We start from the raw sequence: 23,005 nt of genomic DNA, 5'->3' as shown, positions 1-23,005 counted from the left end.
GGCCGCGGCTCCGGTGAAGCCGGTCAGAAGATCATATGTAAAGGCCTGACGGGCGCCGCACAACCCCTTTGTGCCCTGGAGTGCGCCATCACGTAATCTGCGCGGGGCGCGTGGGCGCCGATTCGTCCGACTTTAGGGAGGTCCGGTGGCTCTCGGGCAACCGGTACGCCGCGCCGACGACACTGCGCGCCGAGCACGCCTGGCCGTGGCCGTACTGTTCCTGGCCAACGGTTTTGCGTTCGCCAACATCGTGCCCTGGCTGCCGACCATCAAGACCGAACTGGCGCTGTCGAACACCGAACTGGGCACGGCCATCGGCGCGATGCCGTTGGGCGCGCTGGTCACCGGCATGCTCGCGGGACCGCTGATCGCCCGGTTCGGCAGCGGCCGTGTCGCAGTGGGCTCCGGCCTGGTCCTGGCCGGCGTGGTGCCGCTGGTGGCCGCCGCACCGGCGTGGTGGACCCTGGCGCTGGCCCTGTTCTGCGTCGGGTGGATGGACGCGTGGATGGACTCGGCCATGAACGCCCACGGCCTGCGTGTGCAGCGCCGATACGGCCGGACCATCATCAACACCTTCCACGGGCTCTGGAGCGTGGCCGCCGTGGCCGGCGGCCTGGCGGGTTCGGCGATGGCCGGTTGGGGCGCACCCCGCCTCGCCCACATCGCGGTGGTGACCGCCGTACTGCTCGCAGGGCTGATCGCCATCGTACGGCTGCTCCTGCCCGGTCCCGAGGCCGATGAACCCGCCGCCGCCGAACCGGCGCACCCGGTGGCGACCACCCAACCGGTGACCGCCGGTCCGGGCTCCTCGCATCCGGAATCCGAACCCGGGTCCGAAACCGGCCCTGTGGCCGGCCGCGGTTGGCGCGCGCGGCTGCGCATTCCCGCTCGTTCGCTCGGCATGCTGGCCGTGCTGAGCGTCCTGCTGATGTCGGCTGGGGCCATCGAGGACTCCGCGGCGTCGTGGGGTGCGGTCTTCATGCGCGACGAGTTGGCGGCCCCGCTGTTCCTGGTCGGCCTGCCGTTCGTCGCCTGCCAAGGGATGATGACCATCGGCCGGCTGACCGGCGACCGGGTCACCGACCGCTTCGGCGCGGTCGCCGTGGCCCGTGCCGGAGCGCTGCTGTCCGCAGCGGGCATGGCACTCGCCCTGCTGGCAGCGGCGCCCATCGCCGCCATTGCCGGCTTCGGGCTGATGGGCTTGGGCGTGGCCACCCTCTTCCCGCTGGCGCTGGCGGCGGCCGGCGAGATCCCGGGGTTGCGCGGCGGGCACGGTGTGGCGCTGGCGGCGTGGCTGGCCCGGCTGGGTTTCCTGGGCGTACCGCCGCTGATCGGTGTGATCGCCGACGCAGTGTCGCTGACGACCGGGCTGTGGCTGATTCCCATCGCGGGGCTGCTCGCCGCCGTGCTCGCCGCGGGCCTGCGCCCCGCCCGGGCTGCCAAAGCCGCCCGGTAGCGCCTTGGGGCCACCGTGGGCTCGGCCACCGAGCCTCCGGAGGCCGGGCCGCGCGCCCATCGGGGCCCGCTGCGACCCGGCGGGCTTATCCGGTGCCGCCCCGGGCCGACCCGTTTCGGGCCGGCCCGGGGCGGCTGCCGCCATGCGGGCGCCTGGTTACTGCGCCTGCGTCGGACGCCGTGTGGCGTAGAGGGTCACCGCACCGATTCCGGATGCGATGGCACCGCCGAGGACGAATCCGGTGAGGTCGACACCGGTGGTGGGCAGGTAGCCGCCACCATCGGAGCCGCCGGAGGCGGTCGTGGCGCCATCGCCGGAGTCGGCGCTGCCGCCCGAGCCCGAACCGGAGTCGGAGTCGGATCCGCCGCCGGTCTCGCCGCCGCCGTCACCGCCACCGGCCTCGTCGGCCGGCGGGTTGCCGTCGTCGCCGCCGGAGTTGTCTCCGCCGCCGTCACCCGGACCGGGGGTTTCACCGCCGCCGTCACCGGGGCCGGGGGTTTCGCCGCCGCCGTCATCCGGAGGATCGGTGGGGTCGGGGTCCTCGCCACCCGGGTCCTCAGGGACCTCGGGGTCGCCGGGGTCCTCGCCACCCGGATCCTCGGGAACCTCGGGGTCGCCGGGGTCCTCGCCACCCGGATCCTCAGGGATCTCCGGGTCACCGGGGTCCTCACCGCCCGGGTCCTCGGGAACCTCGGGGTCGGGGATCTCCGGGGTCTCGGGCGGCTCAGGGTCCTCACCACCGGGCAGGAGGTTGTCGACGGTGTCGCCGACCCCGGGCAGAATCTGCGGCTGCACGACCGGCTCCTCGGCAGCCTTCTGCTGGTTGGTGCCGACCCCGGTCCCCGGGTTGCCGGGGTTCGTCTGCTCAGCACCGGTCCCCGGGTTATCGGGGTTCGTCTGCTCGGCACCAGTTCCCGAAGGGTTCTCGGGATTCTGCTCCGCGGCGGCATAGGCCGGTGCGCCGGCGAAACCGGCGGCCAGCAGCCCGGCCGCGGCCACACCGACCACGCGTGGTGTCCAGGACATATGACTCCTTTCAGTTCGAGCGGGGGTTACTCGGGCACGAGGGCGTAGAGGTCGCTGTTGGCGACCACGATCGCGCGTCCGCCGAGCAGGCCCCAGGGCCGGGCGACGTCGCCCTCGAGTTCGATCGGCTCGGCCCCGGCGGTGGTCGCCACCGCGACACCGCCGACCTCGCCGAAGACGGTGTCGCCGGAGACGCTCACGACCTCGAATCCCGCTAAGGCGGTTGCGCTTCCGGCCTGCAGATCGGCGACGACGGGCCCGTAGGCGGCCGAGGTCGGGCCGTAGGCCCACCCCGCATCGGCCAGCCCCTCGGCAGGGGTCTCGGTTGCGGCGGCGACCGAGCCGTCATTCCAGTTGTGGAATGCCAGCAGCACCCGGTCGCCGCCATCGGGCAGGCTCCAGGCCGCAACGACGTAGCCGCCGCCGGCCGTGTAGACCTCGTCCAGGGAGCCGGCGCCTTCGGGCGCCTTCGGCTTGACGTTTTCGGTCGTGCCGTCGGGCGCAACCCAGGTCCAGGGGCCGCGGACAACGGCGGTGAGCACCCGCTCGCCGTCGGAGAGCAGCGCGCCGCTGCCGTCCGGCTTGGACACCGGGGCCAGTTCGCCGTCCACGGGGATCGATGCGTTGCCGCCGGCGAGGACCAGCGGCGCGCCGCCGGCAAAGCTCACCTCGGCGTCCTCGGGCAGCGCGATCTCCTGCGGGGTGCCGCCCTTCGGCGGCCACAGCCACAGCGACGCGCCGCCGACGAGTGCGACGGCGTTCTCGGCACCGACGCGCACGAAGCGCGGCGTGCCGGAGGCTTCATCGGCGGGCAGCGGCAGGTCCGCGCTCCACTTCGGCTTGCCGTTGGCGCCGACGACACGCAGCCTGCCGGAGGGGTCGATGTAGGCGGCGCGGTCGCCGCCGGGTGCGACGTCGGGCTGGGTGCCCTCGTGCATCGGCCGGCTCCAGACGGCCTGCCGGGTGAATCCGGGCGGTGGTTTGCGCCCTTCCATGGCCGCGGCGGGCTGCTCGGTCGCGGCTTCCTGGGGCAGCACTTCAGGCACGTAGCGCACGGCCACGACCGCCCCGCCGACAACGAGGACGAGCGCGAGCACGCCGCCGCCTGCGGCCAGAGCGACGCGCCGGCCGCGCTTGGGCCGCTTCCGCTGCTGGTCGCTCATCAGCGCGACCTCGGTACCGCCCGCGGCCCGCACAACTCCGGTGGGGCTGACGATGAGCTGCCAGGCCCCGTTGGCGTCGCGCGCATTGACCAGCACCGGCCTGCCCAGGTGGGCGGCGTAGTCGGCGGCAAGGTCGAGGGCGGCGTTGCGCGTCTCCTTGGGCGTGGCGCCGAAAACCGTGCGCGTGTGGCGCTCGATGGTGACCTCGGCGCTGCGCTCGTCGGGCGAGACCACCAGGACCACGGTGCTGCGCTGGGGCGCCGCTGCAGATTGCTCGGTCACGGCCGCCTCCGGGTCCGGGCCGCACCAAAGCGGACCGCGTAGGCCACTCGCCGCGGTGGAGACGCTGCGGTCATGTTGTGCTGAACCTGTTCCATCACGAGGGATGCTGTCGTCTGCGACGCCGGGGGCCGAAGCGCGGATCCGCCGGGCCCGACCGCCTGAGCGGACCGGACGGCTGCGGGGAGTCATCACGGGTCACGGTGATGATACTTATCCCCTGGCGGCGCCCGCAGGCACGGGGAGCCCCATGCGGTGACCGCCGATGCACGCCCCGCAGCGCGATGGCGGCCCGCGGCCAGGCCGCCACCTGCAGTGGAGCCGATCGCACGCCCGCCGCCGCGCACATTACCGGCCGCCGCCGGGCCCAGCACCGGCTAGGCAGACGATCCCGTATCTTTTTGGCCACATTCGGCCGCCCGTACAAGCCAACCGCATTGCACTACCGGGAGACACCGGCCGACTCCGCTGGGTACCGCGGGAGTGCCGGCGGCCCGGCAGGTACTCAGCAGGTGCCGAGCATGCCGGCCAGCGCCGCCCGGTCGGTCGCAGGCAGCCAGAGCCCGTACCGGTCGACCACCCCCACGTAGGCGATGGCGTAGGTGCAGCGGAACGCCGGATACGGCCGCCACCGGCCCGGGCCCGAATCCCCCTTGCTCTGGTTGGCGGGGCCGTCGGTGGCGAGCAGGTTGGCAGGGTCGTTGGCGAAGTCCACGCGCCGATCGGTGTCCCACTGCGCCGCTCCGGTACGCCAGGCCAGTGCCAGCGGCACGACGTGGTCGACCTGCACCCGCATGGGTTCGGCTGCGGAGAACTCGATCCGCTCGCCGGTGTAGGGGTCTTCCAGCACCCCGCGGGTGACGGTGCAGTCCGCGGCGGTGCGGGTGCTGCGCAGGTCGCGGGCGAGGATGTCGTGGCGGGTGGGGCAGCCGTTGCCGTCGGTGTCGGCCCAGGACTCGCCGAACTCCGCGCGCTCGTAGTCCGCGCCGGATTCTTCCGGGGCGACCTCGGCGCGGGTCAGCAGGGTCTCGGCCCGCTCGACCTGCTCTCCGGTGGGCGGCCGGGCGCCGGGTGCGGACGATGGGGCCGGCTCGGGAGAAGGCGCGGCGGAGCCGTCTGCGGGCGGTCGGCCGCCCAGCGGCGGCAGGACGCCGCAGCCGGCGAGGACGGCTCCCGCCGCGGTTAGCGCGGCGGCGGTGCGTGCGCCCGCAGGGGCGGTGCGGCGGGAGCGGGGGCGGGCGCGGCAAGGGGCAGCGGTGCCACCGGTACCGGGCGTACCGGTATTGCGGCCGCGGGCGCAGGCCATGGTGACCACCTGGCCGGCGCGGGTGAGGGGTACGGAGCGGGTACGCGCCGGTTACTACGAGGATGCCGGAGGGCGCTGCCCGTCCTGCGCCGGGGGGTGCGCGGCCGCACCGGAACCGCCGGTGCCGGTGCCGGTTTCCCGGTCCGCGCCGGTGCCGGTGCCCGCTGCCGTGTCCGCGGGCGCCGCCTCGGCGCCCGTGTCCGCTCCCGCCTCGCGTGCGCGGGCGGAGTCCTCCTCGTCGATGGGGTCGGCGCCCCAGCCCAGCAGGCGCCGCAGCCGCGCCGTGATCTCCGCTGCGGTCTCCCCGGTCGGCGCCTCGTCCGGCCGTCCGGTGGCAGCGAGCGCCTCCTCGCGGCGCTGCACCATGCGGCGGGCCCGCGCGTGGCGCAGGGCGGCGATCTCGGCGCGGGCCTCGGCGGTACGCGGGGTCGGCCACCGGGCGTCGATCTCGGCGTTGAGGGCCGAGCCGACCAGCACGGCCAGCGCCATCAGCCACAGCCACGCCAGTACCGCGATGGGCGCGGACAATGAGCCGTAGATGCTCACCTGGCCGAAGGACGCATCCAGGTAGATCCGCAGCAGCGCCGATCCCGCCAGCAGGACGAGCGTGGCCACGACCGCACCCGGCAGGTGGCGCCACAGCGGCGTGCGTACCGGGGTGCTCAGCACGTAGAGCATCGCCACCGCCAGGGTGCTCAGCGCGCAAACCACGGGCCAGTAGAGCAGGTGGAGGTATCCGGCTGTTCCGGGAAGCAGGTTGTGCACCAGGTCGGGTCCTGCCACCAGCACGGGCAGCACCATGAGCGCGAACACCAACCCGCCCAGGTAGGCGACCAGCGCCAGCAGCCGCCGGCGCAGGTAACCGCGCAGCTCGTCCAGGCCGTAGGCGATGGTGATGGCGTCGATGAAGACGTTCATGGCGCGCGAGCCCGACCACAGCGACACCAGGAACGTCACCGACAGCAGACCACCCTGGGCGCCCGCGAGGAATTCGTCGACCAGCGGCGCGACCAGGGAATCAACCGCCTCGGAGGTCAGCGCGGTGGCGGCCAGCCCCAGCAGCCAGGCCCGGATCTCCAACACGGTGCCGGTTCCCAGTACCGGCCGCAGGTGGCCGAGGGTGCCCACCAGCCCCAGCAGCAGGGCGGGCAGGGAGAGCAGCGAGAAGAACGCCGATTCCGCGGCCAGTCCCACGACGCGCGTGCGGGAGATCGAGCCCAGTGTCCGCGCCACCACAAGCACCACGCCGCTCAGCAGCGGGTGGCTCCGCTGCCACGCCGCGAACCGCGCACCGGCGGCGCGCACGATCCGGTTCCACAGGCCCCACACACTTCCAACCTAGAGCCCGGATCCCTCCGGCGACCGCCGCGGCGCGCAGACCACCTGAAACAGGGTGATTACAGGTTGAAAAAGGTGGACGGCATGCGCTTCTCCAATCGGACACCCCGGCGCACTGCCGCCGGCACCCGCCACACTGCCCGGCCGCCACTTGTCAAGTGACAAGCTTCACCGATACCCGTGCCGCCGGAACCTGGACAAAGAGCCGGGCAACGTGGCATCGTCAAGGACATGATCGCTGCTTTGGACCCGATGCTCTGCGTGCGCCGGCACGTGGACTTCCTTCGGGTCCGCAGTGCCATCTGTCGCAACGTCGGCTGACCCCGCCGCTTTGTATTTTCCTACGCCCGAATTCTGGGGCGCGAGCGGCGCCGACGTTCTCCCACGACTGGCCTTCCGTTGAGCCCTGTGCACAGTGCCGTGCCGGGTTGCGAGGTCCCGCCGTGGTGCGCGCGCCGGCGGCCCTACGCCCCGCGCAACCGCTTCGGAGGACCCCGCAATGCCTCCCACACCCGCATCGACCGGCTCACGGCCGCGGCGCGGCGAGGGCCAATGGGCGCTCGGCTATCGCGAACCGCTGAACAAGAACGAAGAGAACAAGAAGAACGATGATGGGCTCAATGTCCAGCAGCGCATCATCGACATCTACTCCAAGGCCGGGTTCGACTCCATCGACCCGGCCGATCTGCGCGGGCGCTTCCGCTGGTTGGGCCTCTACACCCAGCGCGCCCCGGGCATCGACGGCGGCAAGACCGCGGTGCTGGAGCCCGAGGAGCTCGACGACCGCTACTTCATGATGCGGGTGCGCATCGACGGCGGCCAGCTGAGTGCGGCCCAGCTGCGCGTCATCGGCGAGATCTCCACGTCCTACGCGCGCGACACCGCCGACATCACCGACCGCCAGAACGTCCAGCTGCACTGGATCCGGGTCGAGGACGTCCCGGCGATCTGGGAGAAGCTGGAGTCGGTGGGCCTGTCGAGCATGGAGGCCTGCGGCGACACCCCCCGCGTCATCCTGGGCTGTCCGCTGGCCGGCATCGACGAGAACGAGATCCTCGACGCCACCCCGCAGATCCAGCAGGTCTACGACGACTACATCGGCAGCCCGCTGTTCTCCAACCTGCCGCGCAAGTTCAAGACCTCAATCTCGGGCTGCTCCGCGTTCTGCACCAACCACGAGATCAACGACGTGTCCTTCGCGGGCGTGGTGGGCCCCGACGGCACGCCGGGCTTCGACCTGCTGGTCGGCGGCGGGCTGTCGACCAACCCCATGTTCGCCGAACGGCTGGGCGCCTTTGTCCGCCCCGACCAGGTCAGCGACGTCTGGGCCGGTGTCGTCTCGATCTTCCGCGACTACGGCTACCGGCGGCTGCGCCACCGCGCCCGGATCAAGTTCCTGATCAAGGACTGGGGCCCGGCGAAGTTCCGCGAGGTACTGGAAAAGGAGTACCTGGGCTATGCGCTGCCCGACGGCCCCGAGATCGACATGCAGGAAGGCCTGCAGCGCGACCACATCGGTGTGCACCGCCAGCGCGACGGCCGCAACTACGTCGGATTCGCGCCGCGCGTGGGGCGGGTTTCGGGCACGCGGCTGACACGCATCGCCGACATCGCCGAGGAGCACGGTTCCGACCGCATCCGCACCACCGCCGACCAGAAGCTGGTGGTGCTCGACATCGCCGACGACCGGGTCGAGTCCATCGTGGCGGCGCTGGAGGCCGAGGACCTGCGGGCGCGCCCCAGCGTCTTCCGCCGCCAGACCATGGCCTGCACCGGCATCGAGTTCTGCAAGCTCGCGATCGTCGAGACCAAGGACCTCGGCGCCTCGCTGATCGACGAGCTGGAGCGGCGGCTGCCGGACTTCTCCGAGCCGGTCACCATCAACATCAACGGCTGCCCGAACTCCTGCGCCCGCATCCAGGTGGCCGACATCGGGCTGAAGGGCCAGTTGGTCACCGACTCCAACGGCGAACAGGTCGAGGGTTTCCAGGTGCACCTGGGCGGCGGGATGGGGCTCAACCCGTCGTTCGGACGCAAGGTGCGCGGGCTGAAGACCACCGCCGAGGACCTGCCCGACTACGTCGAGCGGGTGCTGCGCCGCTTCGCCGAGCAGAAGCACGAGGGCGAAACGTTCGCGGCCTGGGCTTCCCGGGCCGAGGACGGCGACTTGAAGTGAACCCGGCGAGCCGGCGCCCGCGGAGGGCGGGCGCCGGCCCCGCCCGGGCCGAACGGCCGGACCGGGCCGCCCGAAGAGCACCGAAAGCCCGAGAGGAGCGGTGAGGCGGAACATGAGCGAACGCGCCGCCCCCCACTACTGCCCCTATTGCGGAGACGAGGACCTGATTCCGCACGAGGAAGGCGGCGAGCCGGGCGCGGGATACGCCTGGGCCTGCCTGTCCTGCGCGCGGGTGTTCCGGGTGAAGTTCATCGGTCTGCGCTCGGCCGCCTTCGGCGGATCGAGCGGCGGTCCGAGACCAACGGATGGGAACGCATGAACGTCACATTGGACGGCCAGGAGCTGGCGGAGCGGGCAGCGGCCGAACTGGAAGACGCCAGCGCCCAGGAGATCATCCAGTGGGCCGGCGAGACATTCGGCGACCGGCTGTGCATGACCTCCTCCATGGCGGACGCACTCATGGTCGACCTGGCCTCCCAGGTCGTCCCCGGGATCGACGTCATCTTCCTCGACACCGGCTACCACTTCGCCGAGACCATCGGCACGCGCGACGCCGTCGAGGCCATCTACCCCATCAACCTGATCAACGTCGAGCCGCAGCGCAGCGTGGCCGAGCAGGACCGCGACCTCGGCCCGCGGCTGCACGGGCGCAACCCCAACATCTGCTGCCACCTGCGCAAGGTCGAGCCGCTGCGCCGCGCATTGGAGCCCTATGACGCGTGGCTGACCGGTCTGCGCCGCGACGAGGCCGCCACCCGCCGCAGCACCCGGGTGGTCCAGTGGGACCGGCGCCGCAAGATGGTCAAGGTGAACCCGATCGCCCGCTGGACCCAGCACGAGGTCGACACCTACATCGAGGAGCACGGGGTGCTGGTCAACCCCCTGCAGTACGACGGCTTCCCCTCGATCGGCTGCGCGCCCTGCACCCAGCGCGTGCCCGAGGGCCAGGACCCGCGCAGCGGGCGCTGGGCCGGCATGAACAAGACCGAATGCGGTATCCACCTTTGAGCGCGTACGGGAGCGGCCCGGCGGATACCGCGAGCGCGCCGCTGGTGGCGGTGGCCCACGGCAGTGCCGACGCGCGCTCGGCGCAGGCGGTCGAGGCGCTGTTCGAGCGGGTGCGCGCCTTGCGTCCGGGGCTGGACGTGCGCGTGGCCTACCTCGACCACGCCGCGCCCCGCGCCGGCGACGCGCTGAGGGGGCTGGCCACCGAGGGTGCGGGCGCGGCCGTGGTGCTGCCGGCGCTGCTGACATCGGCGTACCACAGCAAGGTCGACCTGCCCGCGGTGCTGGAGGAGGTGCGCGAGTCCTGCCCGTGGCTGCGTGTGCACTACGGCGCCACGCTGGGGCCGCACCCGCTGCTGCTGGATGCGGTCGAGCGGCGGCTGGCCCAGACCCCGGGTGCGGCGGGACCGGACACATCGCTGGTGCTGGCCGCGGCGGGTTCCAGCCACCCGGAGGCCAACGCGGTGATCGCGCGGTCGGCAGCCGAACTGGAGCGGCGCGGCCCCTGGGAACGCGTGGTGCCCGCCTTTGCCTCGGCCGCCTCGCCCACACCCGGCGAAGCGGTGGCGCAACTGGCGGCGGCGGGCGCCTCGCGGGTGGCCGTGGCGAACTACCTGCTCGCCCCGGGCTTCTTCGCCGACCGGGTGGCCGAGCAGGCCGCCGCGGCAGGAGCGGTGGCCGTCTCGCCCGCACTGGGCGACGCCCCCGAGGTCGCCGAAACGGCGCTGCGGCGCTACGACGAAGCACTGGGCCGCCTGCCGTCCCGCAGCGCGGCCTGAGCCCTATCCACCGCGGCCGCCGGGCCCGGCCCACCCGGGTCGGCCCGGCGGCCGCAGTGCGTGTACCGAGCGCGCCCGCTGGTCGGCGTACGGCCCGGGTGGCTAGGCTTGAAAGCGGAATCCGCGGTTTCCCAGACACGGAGAGAGGCTGTTCCCTAACATGGCGGAGTCTCGAAGAGGAGCAGAACCCATGTCCGTTGCTGCAGTAGAACCGCCCGCGGCGCCCCCCTCAGCCGCTGCGGAAGACACAACGCTCCGCTCTGTGGCGGAGCGCATGGCCGACATGCTCCCCGAAGGTTTCCGCGCAGAGATCCTCGAAGGAAGCATCGTCGTGTCACCCACTCCCACCATGAAGCACGGCGGTGTGGTCAGCCGCTTCCACCGCCAACTGGTCCGCCAACTCCCCGAATCCAAGGACTGCTACCAGGTCGTCTCCGTCGGTCTGCCTGGGGACGGTGCGGATATCGCCATTCCCGACCTCCTTGTCATGCCCACCGAAGCAGAGACCGACCATTGGCTTGCCGACCCCGACGCCGTCGAGCTCGTCCTGGAGGTCGTGTCGCCCGGCAACGCCCGCAAGGACACCGAAAGCAAGCCGCGGGTCTACGCCGCGATGGGGATTCCGATCTATCTCCTGGTCGACCCCCGCGACGGGTCCATCACCTGCTACTCGGATCCGCGCGAGGGCCGGTTCCAAGCCGAGCACCGGATGAAGTTCGGCGACGCGGTCGTCCTGCCCGAACCGCTGAAAGACCTCAGTATCGAAACCGGCGACCTGCCCTGCTACTCGTGACTCCTCCGGCCCGCACCGCCCGGTCCCGCCGCGCGGCTTCCGCCGGGGCCGTTGTGCGCGCTCTCCAGCGTTCCACCGCGCGCCGCTAGGCTTGGCCTTCCCTGGACCGAACCGTGTTCGGTAGCCGTCGAAGGAAAGAAGGAAAAGCCGCGCATGGCCCCCACACACGAGGTGTTCAACCAGCCCGAGCCCCTGGAGGGCCACGACGTCGCCGCCGACGCAGCGCTGACCGGCGGGCTGGAGTGCGAGGAGGCCGGCTGGGCGACCGGAGAACTGCACGAGCTGGGCCGCCTCGCGGGCACGGCGCGGGCACGGTCCTGGGGCGAGCAGGCCAATGCCAACGAGCCCGGGCTGCGCACGCACGACCGCTACGGCCACCGCGTCGACGAGGTCGACTTCCACCCCGCCTGGCACGTCCTGCTGGACACGGCCGTCACCAGCGGCCTGCACGCCGCGCCCTGGGCCGACGGGCGCCCTGGCGCCCACACCGCCCGCGCGGCGAAGTTCTACACCTGGTCGCAGGTTGAGAACGGCCACGGCTGCCCTGTGTCGATGACCTACGCCGCGGTGCCGGCGCTGCGCCACTCCCCCGAGCTGTCGGCGCGTCTGGAGCCGCTGCTGACCGCGCGCGACTACGACTTCGGACTGCGCCCGCCGGCGGCCAAGCGCGGCATTCTCGCGGGGATGTCGATGACCGAGAAGCAGGGCGGCTCCGATGTCCGCTCCAACACCACCCGCGCCGTGCCCCAGGGCGGCGGCGAGTACCGGCTCACCGGGCACAAGTGGTTCACCTCGGCGCCGATGGCCGACGTGTTCCTGACCCTGGCCCAAGCGCCGGAGGGGCTGACGTGCTTCCTGGTGCCGCGGGTGCTGGAGGACGGTACCCGCAACGCGCTGCTGATCCAGCGGCTCAAGGACAAGCTGGGCAACCGCTCCAACGCCTCGGCGGAACTGGAGTACGACGGGGCGGCGGCCCAGGTGGTCGGCGAGCCGGGCCGCGGAGTGCCCACCATCCTCGAAATGGTCAACGGCACCCGGTTGGACTGCGTGATCGGGTCGGCCGCGGGGATGCGCGCCGGGCTGGTGCAGGCGGTGCACCATGCCACGCACCGCACGGCGTTCGGGCGCGCGCTGGTCGACCAGCCGCTGATGGGCAACGTGCTGGCCGACCTCGCCCTGGAGTCGGAGGCGGCGACAACGCTGATGGTGCGGTTGGCCGGCGCCGCCGACCGGGCCGTGCGCGGCGATGCGGCCGAAGCGGCCTTCCGCCGGGTCGCGGTGGCGGTGGGCAAGTACTGGGTGACCAAGCGGCTGCCCGCCCACGCCGCCGAGGCGCTGGAGTGTCTGGGCGGCAACGGCTATGTCGAGGAGTCGGGCATGCCGCGCCTTTTCCGGGAGTCGCCGCTGAACTCGATCTGGGAGGGCTCGGGCAGTGTCGCGGCGCTCGACGTGCTGCGGGCGCTGAAGGGCCACCCCGACGGCGCCGAGGCCTTTGTCGCCGAGTTGCGCCGCGCCGAGGGCGCCGATCCGCGGTTTGACACGGCGCTGCACAAGCTGCTGGACCTGTTGGCCGACACCGCAGAGGCGGAGTTTCGCGCGCGCAGCGTTGTCGAGGCGATGGCGCTGCTGCTGCAGGCGTCGCTGCTGCTGCGCCGCAGCCCGGCGCCGGTGGCCGACGCGTTCACCGCATCGCGCCTGGGCGGCGACTGGGGCCGCGCCTTCGGGACCCTGCCGCGCGGCACCGATACCGCAGCGATCATCGGCCGGAACGCGCCGCAGGTGGCCCGGTAATCCCGTAGCCCCGTAGGCGGGCAAGCGAGCAGGCGCGGGCAGGGCCGCGGCGGTCGCGGGCGAGGACGCGAGGGCACGACCGCAAGTGCGTTGCGGGTGCCGCCGGACCGCCCGAAACCACGGTCGTTTGCCCCGAAATCGGACACCGTACTGCGGATGACCTGCAAGATTCGGCAAGTTGAGGAATACTCCCGCGGCCAGGACGGAACAACAATCTCGTCACCTGACGAAATGAGAATCGAGATTGCTTGCCATGGTGGAAGTCTGGCCCGGTTCCCCTTATCCGCTCGGCGCGACCTACGACGGGTCGGGGACCAACTTCTCGCTGTTCTCCGAAGCCGCCGAGCGGGTCGAGCTGTGTTTCTTCGACGACCGCGGCGCCGAGTCGCGGGTGGCGCTCACCGAGAACGACGGCTTCGTCTGGCACGGCTACTTGCCCGGTGTGGGCCCGGGACAGCGCTACGGCTACCGAGTGCACGGTCCCTACGCACCTGACCAGGGCCACCGGTGCAACCCGAACAAACTGCTCGTCGACCCCTACACCAAGGCGATCGACGGCGCGGTGAACTGGCACGAGTCGCTTTTCAGCTACCACTTCGCCGACCCCACGCGCCGCAACAACCGCGATAGCGCGCCGTATGTGCCCAAGTGCGTGGTCGTCAGCCCCTTCTTCGACTGGGGCAACTCCGCACGCCCGCGGATCCCCTACCACCAGACCGTCATCTACGAGACCCACGTCCGCGGCCTGACCATGCGCCATCCCGACATCCCCGAGCACCAGCGCGGCACCTACGCCGGGCTGGCCCACCCGGTGATGATCGACTACCTGGCCTCGCTGGGTGTCACGGCGGTGGAGCTGATGCCGGTGCACCACTTCGTGCCCGAGCACGCGCTGGTGGCGCGCGGCCTGACCAACTACTGGGGCTACAACACCCTGGCCTTCCTCGCCCCGCACAGCGGCTACGCGGCCAACGGCGCGCGCGGCGAGCAGGTGCAGGAGTTCAAGGCCATGGTGAAATCGCTGCACGAGGCCGGCATCGAGGTGCTGCTCGACGTGGTCTACAACCACACCGTCGAGGGCGACCACATGGGCCCGACCCTCTCGCTGCGCGGCATCGACAACCTCAGCTACTACCGGGTGGCAGACGACGACCTGCGCTACTACCTCGACTACACCGGCTGCGGCAACAGCCTCAACGTGCGCCATCCCCACGCGCTGCAGTTGATCATGGACTCGCTGCGCTACTGGGTCACCGAGATGCACATCGACGGGTTCCGCTTCGACCTCGCCTCGGCACTGGCGCGGGAGTTCCACGATGTCGACCGGCTGAGCACGTTCTTCGACATCGTGCAGCAGGACCCGGTCATCTCCCAGGTCAAGCTGATCGCCGAGCCCTGGGACGTTGGACCGGGCGGCTACCAGGTGGGCAACTTCCCGCCGCTGTGGACCGAGTGGAACGGCAAGTACCGCGACACCGTTCGCGACTTCTGGCGCGGCGAGCCGGTGGTGCCCGAGCTGGCCTCGCGGCTGGCGGGCTCCAGCGACCTCTACCAGGACGACGGCCGCCGCCCGGTCGCCTCCATCAACTTCGTCACCTGCCACGACGGCTTCACAATGGCCGACCTGGTCTCCTACGCGCACAAGCACAACGAGGACAACGGCGAGGACAACCGCGACGGCACCGACGACAACCGCTCCTGGAACCACGGCGTCGAGGGGCCCAGTGAACGCCCCGAGGTCCTCGCCCTGCGCCGGCGCCAGGTGCGCAACTTCCTGGCCACCCTGTTCTGCTCGCAGGGTGTGGCGATGCTCTCCCACGGCGACGAGATCGGCCGCAGCCAGGGCGGCAACAACAACGCCTACTGCCAGGACAACGAACTCGCCTGGGTCGACTGGAAGCACGCCGAAACAGAGACCGACCTGCTGGAGTACGTGCGCGAGCTGGCCCGGCTGCGCCGCGAGCACCCGGTCTTCCGCCGGCGCCGGTTCTTCCAGGGGTGCGGGGCCGGCGAGCGCGGCCTGCCCGACATCGCCTGGCTGCGCGCCGACGGCCGGCCAATGGGCGACGGCGACTGGGACTCCGGCGGTCGGGCGCTCGGCGTGTTCCTCAACGGCGACGCCATCAGCGAACCCGATCCGCGGGGCCGCGCGGTGCACGACGACTCCTTCCTGCTGCTACTCAACAGCGGCAGCGACCCGGTCGACTTCACGCTGCCCGGCAAGGAGTACGGCACCGCCTGGGAGACCGCGCTCGACACCGCCGACCCCGACACCGCCGGCCGCCCTTCTGTGCCCGCGGCCGGCACGGTGCAGGTGATCGACCGGGCGCTGCTGCTGCTGAAACGGGCTTCGCGGCGGCGGTCGGCGCGGGTCTGAAACCGCGCTCCGCGGGGGGCGGCGCACGGCGCGCCCGCCGCCCCGGCGGAGCGCGCACCCTTTCGGGGTCTAGTGTCGGAAGGCATGACTGCCGTATCCACCGGCGCCGCAGGCCAGGCGCCCCGTTTCCGTGCGCTGCTGCCCCGCGCCCAGGCGGACCCCGACCTCGCCGCCACCTACGCTTACCCTCCAATTGCCGATCGGCCGTGGCTGCGCGCCAACATGGTCGCAAGCGCCGATGGCGGCGCCTGGGGACCGTCGGGCCGCACCGCGGACCTGTCCTCGCCCCCCGACCGCGCCGTGATGTCGGTGCTGCGCGGCCAGGCCGATGTGGTCCTGGCCGGGGCGGCGACGGCGCGGATCGAGGGCTACCGGCCGGTGCGCCCGCGCGAAGTGTGGGGCGACCTGCGGGCGGGACGCCCCGAAACCCCTCCCTTGGCCGTGGTCACCCGCACGTTGGACGTGCACCCCGACGTGCTCAAGGCCGCGCCTCCGCAGTCGCGCACCATCGTGATCACCACGGAGTCGGCACCGGCCGAGCGCCGCCGCGAGGCCGCGCTCACCGCCGATGTCGTCGTGGCCGGTGCGGAGTGGGTGCGCCCCGAGGCCGTGCTGGAGGCGCTGGCCGAACGCGGCCTGTACCGGGTCCTTACCGAAGGCGGGCCGCACCTGCTGGCGGAGTTCGCCGCGGCGGGGCTGCTGGACGAGTTGTGCCTGACACTGAGTCCGCGGCTGCTGGGGCCCGAAGCCGCGCGCATCGTGGCCGGCGATTCGCCTTCCCATACCTTCGACCTGCGCCTGGACGGGCTGCTGGAGTCGGAGGGGACGCTGTTCATGCGTTACCTGCGCGAGTGACGGGCGGGCCGGAACCGGCCACTGCCGCGGTCGGGGCCGGTTCCGGCCCGCCACCAATGACGCATAAACCTACCCTCAACCGGACATACCCGGAGTGTGGTTCGCTGTCGTACACCCCCTGAGGCGGGTAAGAAACCGACGAAGGTAATTTTTCCCCGACCCGAGCCGACCCCGTGAAGCAGCGCGGCGCCGCCGCCTGCTGAACCTGCTGACCCCGATCGCAGTCACCTCGATTCGCGCCCCCGCGCATTCCGGGCGAGAGGATGAACGCAGTGCCGACGTCCGAAAACGACTCACCGCCGGTCTACCGCGAAATCGCCGAGGACGTGCGAGCGGCCATCGCATCAGGTCGGCTGTCCGACGGCGACCGCGTCCCGGGCGAGAACGACCTGATGAAGCAGTACGGCGTTGCGCGGGCCACCGCCCGCCAGGCCCTGTCGGTACTGATCAACGAGGGCATTGTCGTGGCCATCCGCGGTTCGGGGGTCTACGTCCGCACGTTCCGGCCGCTGCGCAGGCACGGCCCCAAACGGCTCTCCCGCGGCCTGTGGGGAGCGGGGCGCGCCATCTGGCAGGCAGACTCCCCCGACGGCGCGTTCGAGACCGACAGCGTCGAAGTCGCCGAGATCCCGGCGCCCGCCTACGTGGCCCGCGCGCTCGGCCTGGCCGACGAGGCGCCGGTGGTGCGGCGGCACCGGCGCCACCGCCTCCAGGACCGGCCGATGCAGTTGGCCACGTCCTACCTGCCAGCGGGCCTCGCCGCGGGCACCGCGATCGCCGAGGACGAGACCGGCCCCGGCGGCATCTACGCCCGCCTCGCCGAGCAGGGCCACGCCCCCGCCCACTTCACCGAGGAGATCCGGGTGCGCATGCCCACCCCCGGCGAAACCCGCGACCTGCGCCTGAACGCGGGCACCCCGGTGCTGGACGTGCTGCGCACCGCGCTGACCGACCGCCACGAGCCCGTGGAGTTCAACGAGATGACGCTGGACGGATCGGCCTACGTGCTCCAATACGACTTCGATGCCTGACACCCCGACCGCTCGACGGGCCGCGGCCCGGCCTGCTGATCAGCCGCGCTACCGCCGAGCCCGCCGCGGTGGCGGGCGCCTTGCCCCGGGCCGGGAGGGGCGCACCGCGCAGCGGCCGGCGCACCGCTCGGCACGGAACCGCAGGGCCGGGGCGGGGGCGCTCCCGGCTGTTGACGTGGCGGCTTATCCGTGTCCGTATAGAGGGCACGGGCGGGTTCGCTAGAGAACCGGCGCTACCCGTCGGCGGCTCCCCTGGCGATGCCCGGGCGGCCGTATTGCTCAGCGGGCCGGGGAGGACGGACCCGGCCCGCTGAGCGGACCGGGTCCCTTGGTGGCTACCGCCGCCCCCTCGGGATCGTCCCGGTGCGGTCCTCGTCGACCGAGGCGAAGACCACGAAGACCAGGACGATGAGGGTCCCTCCCACGACGACCGCCCCGCCTGCTGCGGGGAGGACGTCGCCGGGAACACTCGCCGCCCACTTGCTCAGGGCATGGCCCAGCACAGTGGAGACGGCCAGCGATCCCAGGGCGATCACGGAGAGCAGCGCGAACAGTTTCCTGTCGCTCCACGGGCCCGGACGCATCCGGGCCGCGCGCAGGACCGCGGATCCGGCGGTGAGCCGGGCGAGCCAGACGACCTCGGAAGCGGCTGCGACGAGTGGGCTCCACCCCGGCCGGGTCTCCTCGCGGAGCCGGCCGAGCCGGTGATCGACCCAGAGGCGGCAGTAGTGGGGCCACCCCACACGGAGCGGCTGACGGTGTCCTAACGGCTGTCGGTACGAAACCAGCATCGTCACACTCCCGGCTGCCAATAGCCTCACGCAACCCCTACCCGCGCGGCTGTCCCGCGAACTTCCCAGGTATGAAGAAACACGTATTGATCGGTCGATGCAGGACCGGGCGGTCCGGCCGGACCGGGAGAACCGGGGAACCGGAGAACCGTGTGGCCCGGGTGGACCGGGGGCCCGGGTGGTCCCGGCGGGTGGGGCGGAGCGGCTTGGCGCCGAAATGCCCATCGGCCTCGCAACCGGGCGAAGCGGTGCGAATGGCGGTAGCGTCACTGGTATGGATGAGAAAACCGGGCCTGCACACAAGTCCGACCAGGAGTGGCGAGCGGTCCTCGACCCCGAGGCGTTCGCCGTACTGCGCCAAGGCGCCACCGAGCGCCCCTGGAGCGGGGAGTACGTCTCCACCGACACCACCGGTGTCTACCGCTGCCGCGCCTGCCGTGCGGAGCTGTTCCGATCCACCGAAAAGTTCGAGTCGCACTGCGGCTGGCCGAGCTTCTTCGACCCCGCCGACAGCGACGCGGTGATTCTGCACGAAGACCGCTCCATGGGCATGGTGCGCACCGAGGTCCGCTGCGCCCAGTGCGACTCCCACCTGGGGCACGTGTTCTACGGCGAGGGCTACAGCACCCCCACCGACGCCCGCTACTGCATCAACTCGGTGGCACTCACGCTGGAGGCAGACGACTCAGTGCAATAGCATCCTCCTTCATGGGTTCACTCGGCTGGCGCTCCCCGTTCCTCCAGCCGTTACGATCGCTGCGTCCGCCCAACCACGCAGTAGCCGCACGGCGGGCGGCCCGCCCGCAACGGCCGCACGTCCCCGATGGAAGTTGGCAATGACCGAACACGACCGGCGGCCCGCAGCCTCCACCCGCGTCCCCGGCCCCCGCGCCGGCATGGCCCAAGGCTCGTGGCCGTGGCTGCTTCCCGCGTTCGCCCTGGTCGTCGTGGCCGCCGCCGTACCCGGCCCGCTGCTGATCGCCGTTCCGGCGGCCGCACTGGCGCTGGCGATGGTGTGGTTTTTCCGCGATCCCGAGCGCGCCGCCGCCGGCGCCGGGCTCGCCAGTGCGGCCGACGGTGTCGTGCAGTACATCGACGACCAGCCCGGCGGCGGCATCCGCGTCGCCGTATTCATGAATCCCCTCAACGTGCACGTCAACCGCGCACCGCTGAGCGGGGTGGTCACGGGGATCGAGCACCGGCCCGGCGGCTTCCGACCTGCATTCGACAAGGACAGCGAGCGTAATGAGCGCGTCATCTGGACCTTCCAAACCGAGATCGGTGAGGTCACGGTCGTTCAAATCGCCGGCGCGATGGTCCGGCGTATCGTCCCGTATCTCACTGAAGGGCAGCAGGTGGAGAAGGGGCAGAGGATCGGCCTCATCCGCTTCGGGTCCCGTGTCGACGTCTACCTTCCGCCCGGTATCGCACCAGCGGTGGAGGTCGGCCAGCAGGTTCGCGCCGGCGAAACCCGGCTCGACCGCGACGGCGGCCACTGAGACACCCCCGGACGGAATCGCCGCCGCGGCCCTGGCCGGCGACACCGCGGCGGCCGACGGACCGGAGCCCAAACTGCGGCTGGCGGTGGCCGACTACCTGACATTGGGCAACGCGCTGTGCGGGTTCATGGCCGTCTGGCAGCTCGCCGCCGCGCAATCGGCCCAGCTCGCCGCGGGCGGCGCAGGGCCGCTGGGCCGCGGGGCCATCGCCGCAGCCGTGGTGCTGCTGCTGTTGGCGGCCGCCTTCGACCTGTTCGACGGCCGTGTTGCGCGCAAGTTCGGCGGCAGCGGCATGGGCGCCGAACTCGACAACCTCGCCGACGTGATCAGCTTCGGGTTCGCACCCGCATTCTTCGTGGTGTCCTGGGGAACCCTCAGCGGCGGCGGCGCGGTGCTGCCGGTCGTGGCGGCGGCCGCGCTGCTGCTGGCGGTGGTGGTGCGCCTGGCCCGGTTCTCCTGCCAGAGCCCGGGCTGCGGCAACTTCACCGGGCTGCCGAGCCCGTTCGGCGCCATGGCCGTGGTCACCGTAGTGCTGCTGGACCCGCCCGTGCTCGCGGGATCGGCCGCGGTGCTGGCGGTGGCCTGGCTGATGGTGAGCCGCATCGAGTACCCCAAACCGCGCGGGCAGCTCGCCTACGGGCTGCTGGCCCTGATCGGGATCAGCGTGGCGTGCCTGGCGGCCTGGGTGCTGGACGCCCCCGCCGCCGAAGCGCTGCTGTACTCCGGCTGCGGCCTGGTGTTGGCGCTGCTGGTGGCGGTGCCGGTCTACCTGCTCAGCACGCGCCGCCGCGCCCGTGTCGCAACCGCTGCCGCGGGCGCCCCGGCGGCTCCGTACGCGGCGCCGCAGTCGGCACTCCCCCAGTCGGCGGTGCCCAAGCCGGCGGCCGGGAATTCCGCGGACGAATAGCGAGCGGGCCGGCCGCCGCCGGGCGGAGATCCACCGTCCGCTCGGCGGCCGTACAGCCCGTTCACTGCGGCCGGGCCCCGCTGCGCGTGCCGCGGTGCCCGGCCCCGCAGCGGGGCGGCGGCCGCTCAGGCCAGGGCTTCGACCAGTTCGGCGGGGGTCTTGCGCCGGCCGGTGTAGAACGGCACCTCAAGGCGGGTGTGCCGGCGCGCTTCGGCGGCCCGCAGGTGGCGCATCAGGTCGACGATGCGGTGCAGTTCGTCAGCCTCGAACGCCAGCATCCACTCGTAGTCGCTCAGCGCGAACGTGGAAACCGTGTTGGCGCGCACGTCCGGGTACGGCGCGGCCATCTTGCCGTGCTCGGCCAGCATCGCGCGGCGCTCGTCGTCGGGCAGCAGGTACCACTCGTAGGAGCGCACGAACGGGTAGATGCACAGGTGGTCACCCGGCTCCTCGCCGGCGAGGAATGCGGGGACGTGGCCGCGGTTGAACTCCGCGGGCCGGTGCAGGCCCACCACCGACCACACCGGGGTGCTCGCCCGGCCCAGCCGGGTGCGGCGGAAGGAAGTGTACATCTCCTGCACCGCCTCGGAGCTGTCGGCGATCCACCAGAACATCATGTCGGCGTCGGCGCGCATGCCCTGCACGTCGTAGCAGCCGCGCGTGGTGACGCCCTTGCCGGCTGCGCTGTCGAACAGCGCGCCCAGCTCATCGCCGATGGCCGAGCGGTCGGCACCGGACAGGTCGCCGGCCTTGAACACCGACCACATGGTGTAGCGGATGAGCTGGTTGAGGTCCTGCGCGTCCTGCGCGCCCTGGTTGTCCGGTGCCGCGGTCACAGTTGACTCCTTGTCCCGTGCGTCTGGTCTTTTTGGTCTTTTTGGTCGGTCTGGTCTGTTCGGTCTGTCCGGTGGATCCGATCCGTGCGGTCGGCCGGATCCGAGGTGCCGCCGACTGCCGCTGACGCCGCGACGTCCGCGGCGGCGCGGGTGGCACCGCCGATGCAGGCGGGGATGCCGACTCCGTCGTAGGCCGCCCCGCACACCGCGAGACCGCCGATCCCGGCCAGTTCGGCGCGGATGCGTTGCACCCGGGCGCCGTGGCCGGTGTCGTACTGCGGCAGCGCACCGCCCCAGCGCGTGACCCGCTGTTCGGTGGGCCCGGCCGTGATACCGCAGACGGCGGCGAGGTCGCGCGCCGCCGCCGCGGCGAGCTCGCCGTCGGAGCGCTGCAGCAGCGCCTCCTCGCCCGCGCGCCCGATCGAGCAGCGCACCAGCACCGTGCCGGCCTGCGCGCCCGCGTGCTCCAGTTCCTCGGCCAGCCAGGGCCACTTGAGGCTGCTGAACGTGGCGGCCTTGATGCTCAGCCCTTCGCGGGAGGACACCAGGAACCCGCTGCCGGCGGGGCTGCGGGAGAAGGCGGAGGCGGGGTAGGCCAGCGTGGCAATGGCCATGCTCGCGTACTCGATTCCGGCCAGCTCCGCGGCGGCCGCAGGGGCCAGCGGACGGACCAGCTTGGCCGCCGCAGGCGCCGGACAGGCCAGCACAACGCCGTCGGCGCCGACCTCGCGCGCCGCCGATCCCGGCGCGTCGGGTGCCGCCGCGCCGACTGCCAGCGTCCAGCCGCCGGAGCCGGTGCGCGCCAGCCCCCGCACGGTCGCGGAGGTCTCGATACGCGCGCCGCTGCTGTCGGCCAAGGCATCGATCAGGGTCGCGATCCCGCCGCGCAGGGTCGCGAAGGCCGGCGCGGCAGGGCCCGACCGGGTGCGCTGCTGCTGTGCGGCGCGCCCTGCGGCGCGCGCCAGCGAGCGCTCTTCGCGAGCGAGCGGGGCGAGCTGGGGCAGGGTGGACTCCAGAGACAGCCGCTCGGCGCGGCCGGCGTAAACCCCGCCCAGCATCGGTTCGACCAGGCGGTCGACGACCTCGTGCCCCATGCGGGCGCCGATGTAGGCGCCGACGGAGGTGTCCTCGCCCATCGGCGTGCGCGGCAGTACGCGGTCCAGGCCTGCGCGCAGCACCCCGCGCGCCGACAGCACCCGGCTGCGGGCCAGCGCGGCCAGATCGCCGGGCACGCCCATGACCTGGCCTTTGGGGAATGCGCGCAGCCGGCCGCGGCTGTAGACGGCTGCGGGCAGCGGCGCCGGGTGCTCGATCCGGTCGGCGATGCCGAGCTCGGCGATGAGGTCGAGCGCTTCGGGCCGCCGCGCGAGCACCGACTCCGCGCCGGCGTCGACCGGGACCCCGGCAACCGGTGAGGCGTACAGCTTCCCGCCCACGCGCGGCGATGCTTCCAGCACGGTCACGTCGGCTCCGGCCCGGCCCAACCGGTAGGCGGCGGTGAGCCCGGCCACACCGGCGCCCACGACGACGACATGGGGTTTCTGCTGCATGCCTCCAGCTTTCCAGATACTGCGGGCGGGTGCGCCGCGGGTGCTGT

At 72.3% G+C, this 23,005-nt stretch carries 20 protein-coding genes; 13 read left to right on the top strand and 7 right to left on the bottom strand.

All coding sequences use genetic code 11. The features are described 5' to 3' along the window. The first annotated feature begins 145 nt into the window (after positions 1-145). Positions 146-1,456: an MFS transporter gene (locus tag ACYVD5_RS07415; RefSeq protein ID WP_461000178.1), complete on the top strand. Its 1,311-nt coding sequence runs from the start codon at positions 146-148 to the stop codon at positions 1,454-1,456. A 156-nt stretch (positions 1,457-1,612) separates the two neighbouring features. Here the strand turns inward: ACYVD5_RS07415 and ACYVD5_RS07410 are convergent, their stop codons facing one another. The 4 genes from ACYVD5_RS07410 to ACYVD5_RS07395 all read right to left on the bottom strand — a co-directional run bounded on the left by ACYVD5_RS07410 (position 1,613) and on the right by ACYVD5_RS07395 (position 6,559). Next, on the bottom strand, positions 1,613-2,482 hold the full coding sequence (locus tag ACYVD5_RS07410; RefSeq protein ID WP_461000177.1) for a hypothetical protein: 870 nt from the start codon (positions 2,480-2,482) through the stop codon (positions 1,613-1,615). Between the two features lie 26 nt (positions 2,483-2,508). After that, complete coding sequence (locus ACYVD5_RS07405; protein ID WP_461000176.1) at positions 2,509-3,927, bottom strand: hypothetical protein; 1,419 nt, start codon at positions 3,925-3,927, stop codon at positions 2,509-2,511. A gap of 502 nt (positions 3,928-4,429) precedes the next feature. Beyond that, a complete protein-coding gene (locus ACYVD5_RS07400) occupies positions 4,430-5,230 on the bottom strand; it encodes an HNH endonuclease family protein (RefSeq protein ID WP_461000175.1) in 801 nt (266 codons plus the stop codon). Between the two features lie 54 nt (positions 5,231-5,284). Beyond that, on the bottom strand, positions 5,285-6,559 hold the full coding sequence (locus tag ACYVD5_RS07395; protein ID WP_461000174.1) for a YihY/virulence factor BrkB family protein: 1,275 nt from the start codon (positions 6,557-6,559) through the stop codon (positions 5,285-5,287). A gap of 508 nt (positions 6,560-7,067) precedes the next feature. Here ACYVD5_RS07395 and ACYVD5_RS07390 point away from each other — a divergent pair. The 9 genes from ACYVD5_RS07390 to ACYVD5_RS07350 all read left to right on the top strand — a co-directional run bounded on the left by ACYVD5_RS07390 (position 7,068) and on the right by ACYVD5_RS07350 (position 17,375). Continuing rightward, a complete protein-coding gene (locus ACYVD5_RS07390) occupies positions 7,068-8,744 on the top strand; it encodes a nitrite/sulfite reductase (RefSeq protein ID WP_461000173.1) in 1,677 nt (558 codons plus the stop codon). Between the two features lie 112 nt (positions 8,745-8,856). Next, positions 8,857-9,063 (top strand): hypothetical protein, encoded by a 207-nt coding sequence (locus ACYVD5_RS07385; RefSeq protein ID WP_461000172.1) that lies wholly within the window; start codon positions 8,857-8,859, stop codon positions 9,061-9,063. Continuing rightward, on the top strand, positions 9,060-9,752 hold the full coding sequence (locus ACYVD5_RS07380) for a phosphoadenylyl-sulfate reductase (protein ID WP_461000171.1): 693 nt from the start codon (positions 9,060-9,062) through the stop codon (positions 9,750-9,752). Before ACYVD5_RS07385 ends, ACYVD5_RS07380 begins: the two co-directional genes overlap by 4 nt. Then, positions 9,734-10,528, top strand: a complete 795-nt coding sequence (locus ACYVD5_RS07375) for a sirohydrochlorin chelatase (RefSeq protein ID WP_461000170.1) — start codon at positions 9,734-9,736, stop codon at positions 10,526-10,528. The genes ACYVD5_RS07380 and ACYVD5_RS07375 overlap by 19 nt, the downstream gene beginning before the upstream one ends. 274 nt (positions 10,529-10,802) lie before the next feature. Then, complete coding sequence (locus ACYVD5_RS07370; RefSeq protein WP_461000169.1) at positions 10,803-11,321, top strand: Uma2 family endonuclease; 519 nt, start codon at positions 10,803-10,805, stop codon at positions 11,319-11,321. Between the two features lie 153 nt (positions 11,322-11,474). Further along, on the top strand, positions 11,475-13,112 hold the full coding sequence (locus ACYVD5_RS07365) for an acyl-CoA dehydrogenase family protein (protein WP_461000168.1): 1,638 nt from the start codon (positions 11,475-11,477) through the stop codon (positions 13,110-13,112). A gap of 253 nt (positions 13,113-13,365) precedes the next feature. Further along, complete coding sequence (glgX, locus tag ACYVD5_RS07360) at positions 13,366-15,489, top strand: glycogen debranching protein GlgX (protein WP_461000167.1); 2,124 nt, start codon at positions 13,366-13,368, stop codon at positions 15,487-15,489. A gap of 84 nt (positions 15,490-15,573) precedes the next feature. Next, on the top strand, positions 15,574-16,344 hold the full coding sequence (locus ACYVD5_RS07355) for a pyrimidine reductase family protein (RefSeq protein WP_461000166.1): 771 nt from the start codon (positions 15,574-15,576) through the stop codon (positions 16,342-16,344). A 272-nt stretch (positions 16,345-16,616) separates the two neighbouring features. Continuing rightward, positions 16,617-17,375: a GntR family transcriptional regulator gene (locus ACYVD5_RS07350; RefSeq protein ID WP_461000165.1), complete on the top strand. Its 759-nt coding sequence runs from the start codon at positions 16,617-16,619 to the stop codon at positions 17,373-17,375. Positions 17,376-17,710: 335 nt separating this feature from the next. On the opposite strand, the gene ACYVD5_RS07345 is transcribed toward ACYVD5_RS07350, so the two are convergent. Then, positions 17,711-18,118, bottom strand: a complete 408-nt coding sequence (locus tag ACYVD5_RS07345; protein WP_461000164.1) for a hypothetical protein — start codon at positions 18,116-18,118, stop codon at positions 17,711-17,713. Between the two features lie 322 nt (positions 18,119-18,440). Between ACYVD5_RS07345 and msrB the strand changes: the two genes are divergently transcribed. The 3 genes from msrB to pssA all read left to right on the top strand — a co-directional run bounded on the left by msrB (position 18,441) and on the right by pssA (position 20,572). After that, the gene (gene msrB, locus ACYVD5_RS07340; RefSeq protein WP_461000163.1) at positions 18,441-18,863 is read left to right on the top strand and encodes a peptide-methionine (R)-S-oxide reductase MsrB; all 423 of its coding nucleotides are present in this window, start codon (positions 18,441-18,443) and stop codon (positions 18,861-18,863) included. Positions 18,864-19,002: 139 nt separating this feature from the next. After that, positions 19,003-19,665 carry a phosphatidylserine decarboxylase gene (locus tag ACYVD5_RS07335; protein ID WP_461000162.1) on the top strand — a complete coding sequence of 221 codons (663 nt, stop codon included), beginning with the start codon at positions 19,003-19,005 and terminating at the stop codon, positions 19,663-19,665. Positions 19,666-19,696: 31 nt separating this feature from the next. Further along, a complete protein-coding gene (gene pssA / locus ACYVD5_RS07330) occupies positions 19,697-20,572 on the top strand; it encodes a CDP-diacylglycerol--serine O-phosphatidyltransferase (RefSeq protein ID WP_461000191.1) in 876 nt (291 codons plus the stop codon). Positions 20,573-20,697: 125 nt separating this feature from the next. Here the strand turns inward: pssA and hemQ are convergent, their stop codons facing one another. Together hemQ and hemG are read right to left on the bottom strand one after the other, a co-directional pair. After that, positions 20,698-21,408, bottom strand: a complete 711-nt coding sequence (hemQ, locus tag ACYVD5_RS07325) for a hydrogen peroxide-dependent heme synthase (protein WP_461000161.1) — start codon at positions 21,406-21,408, stop codon at positions 20,698-20,700. Further along, the gene (gene hemG, locus ACYVD5_RS07320) at positions 21,405-22,958 is read right to left on the bottom strand and encodes a protoporphyrinogen oxidase (protein ID WP_461000160.1); all 1,554 of its coding nucleotides are present in this window, start codon (positions 22,956-22,958) and stop codon (positions 21,405-21,407) included. The genes hemQ and hemG overlap by 4 nt, the downstream gene beginning before the upstream one ends. Positions 22,959-23,005: the final 47 nt, after the last annotated feature.

It is taken from the genome of Streptomonospora sediminis, assembly GCF_054778995.1.
This window is presented reverse-complemented; position numbering and strand designations above follow the sequence as displayed.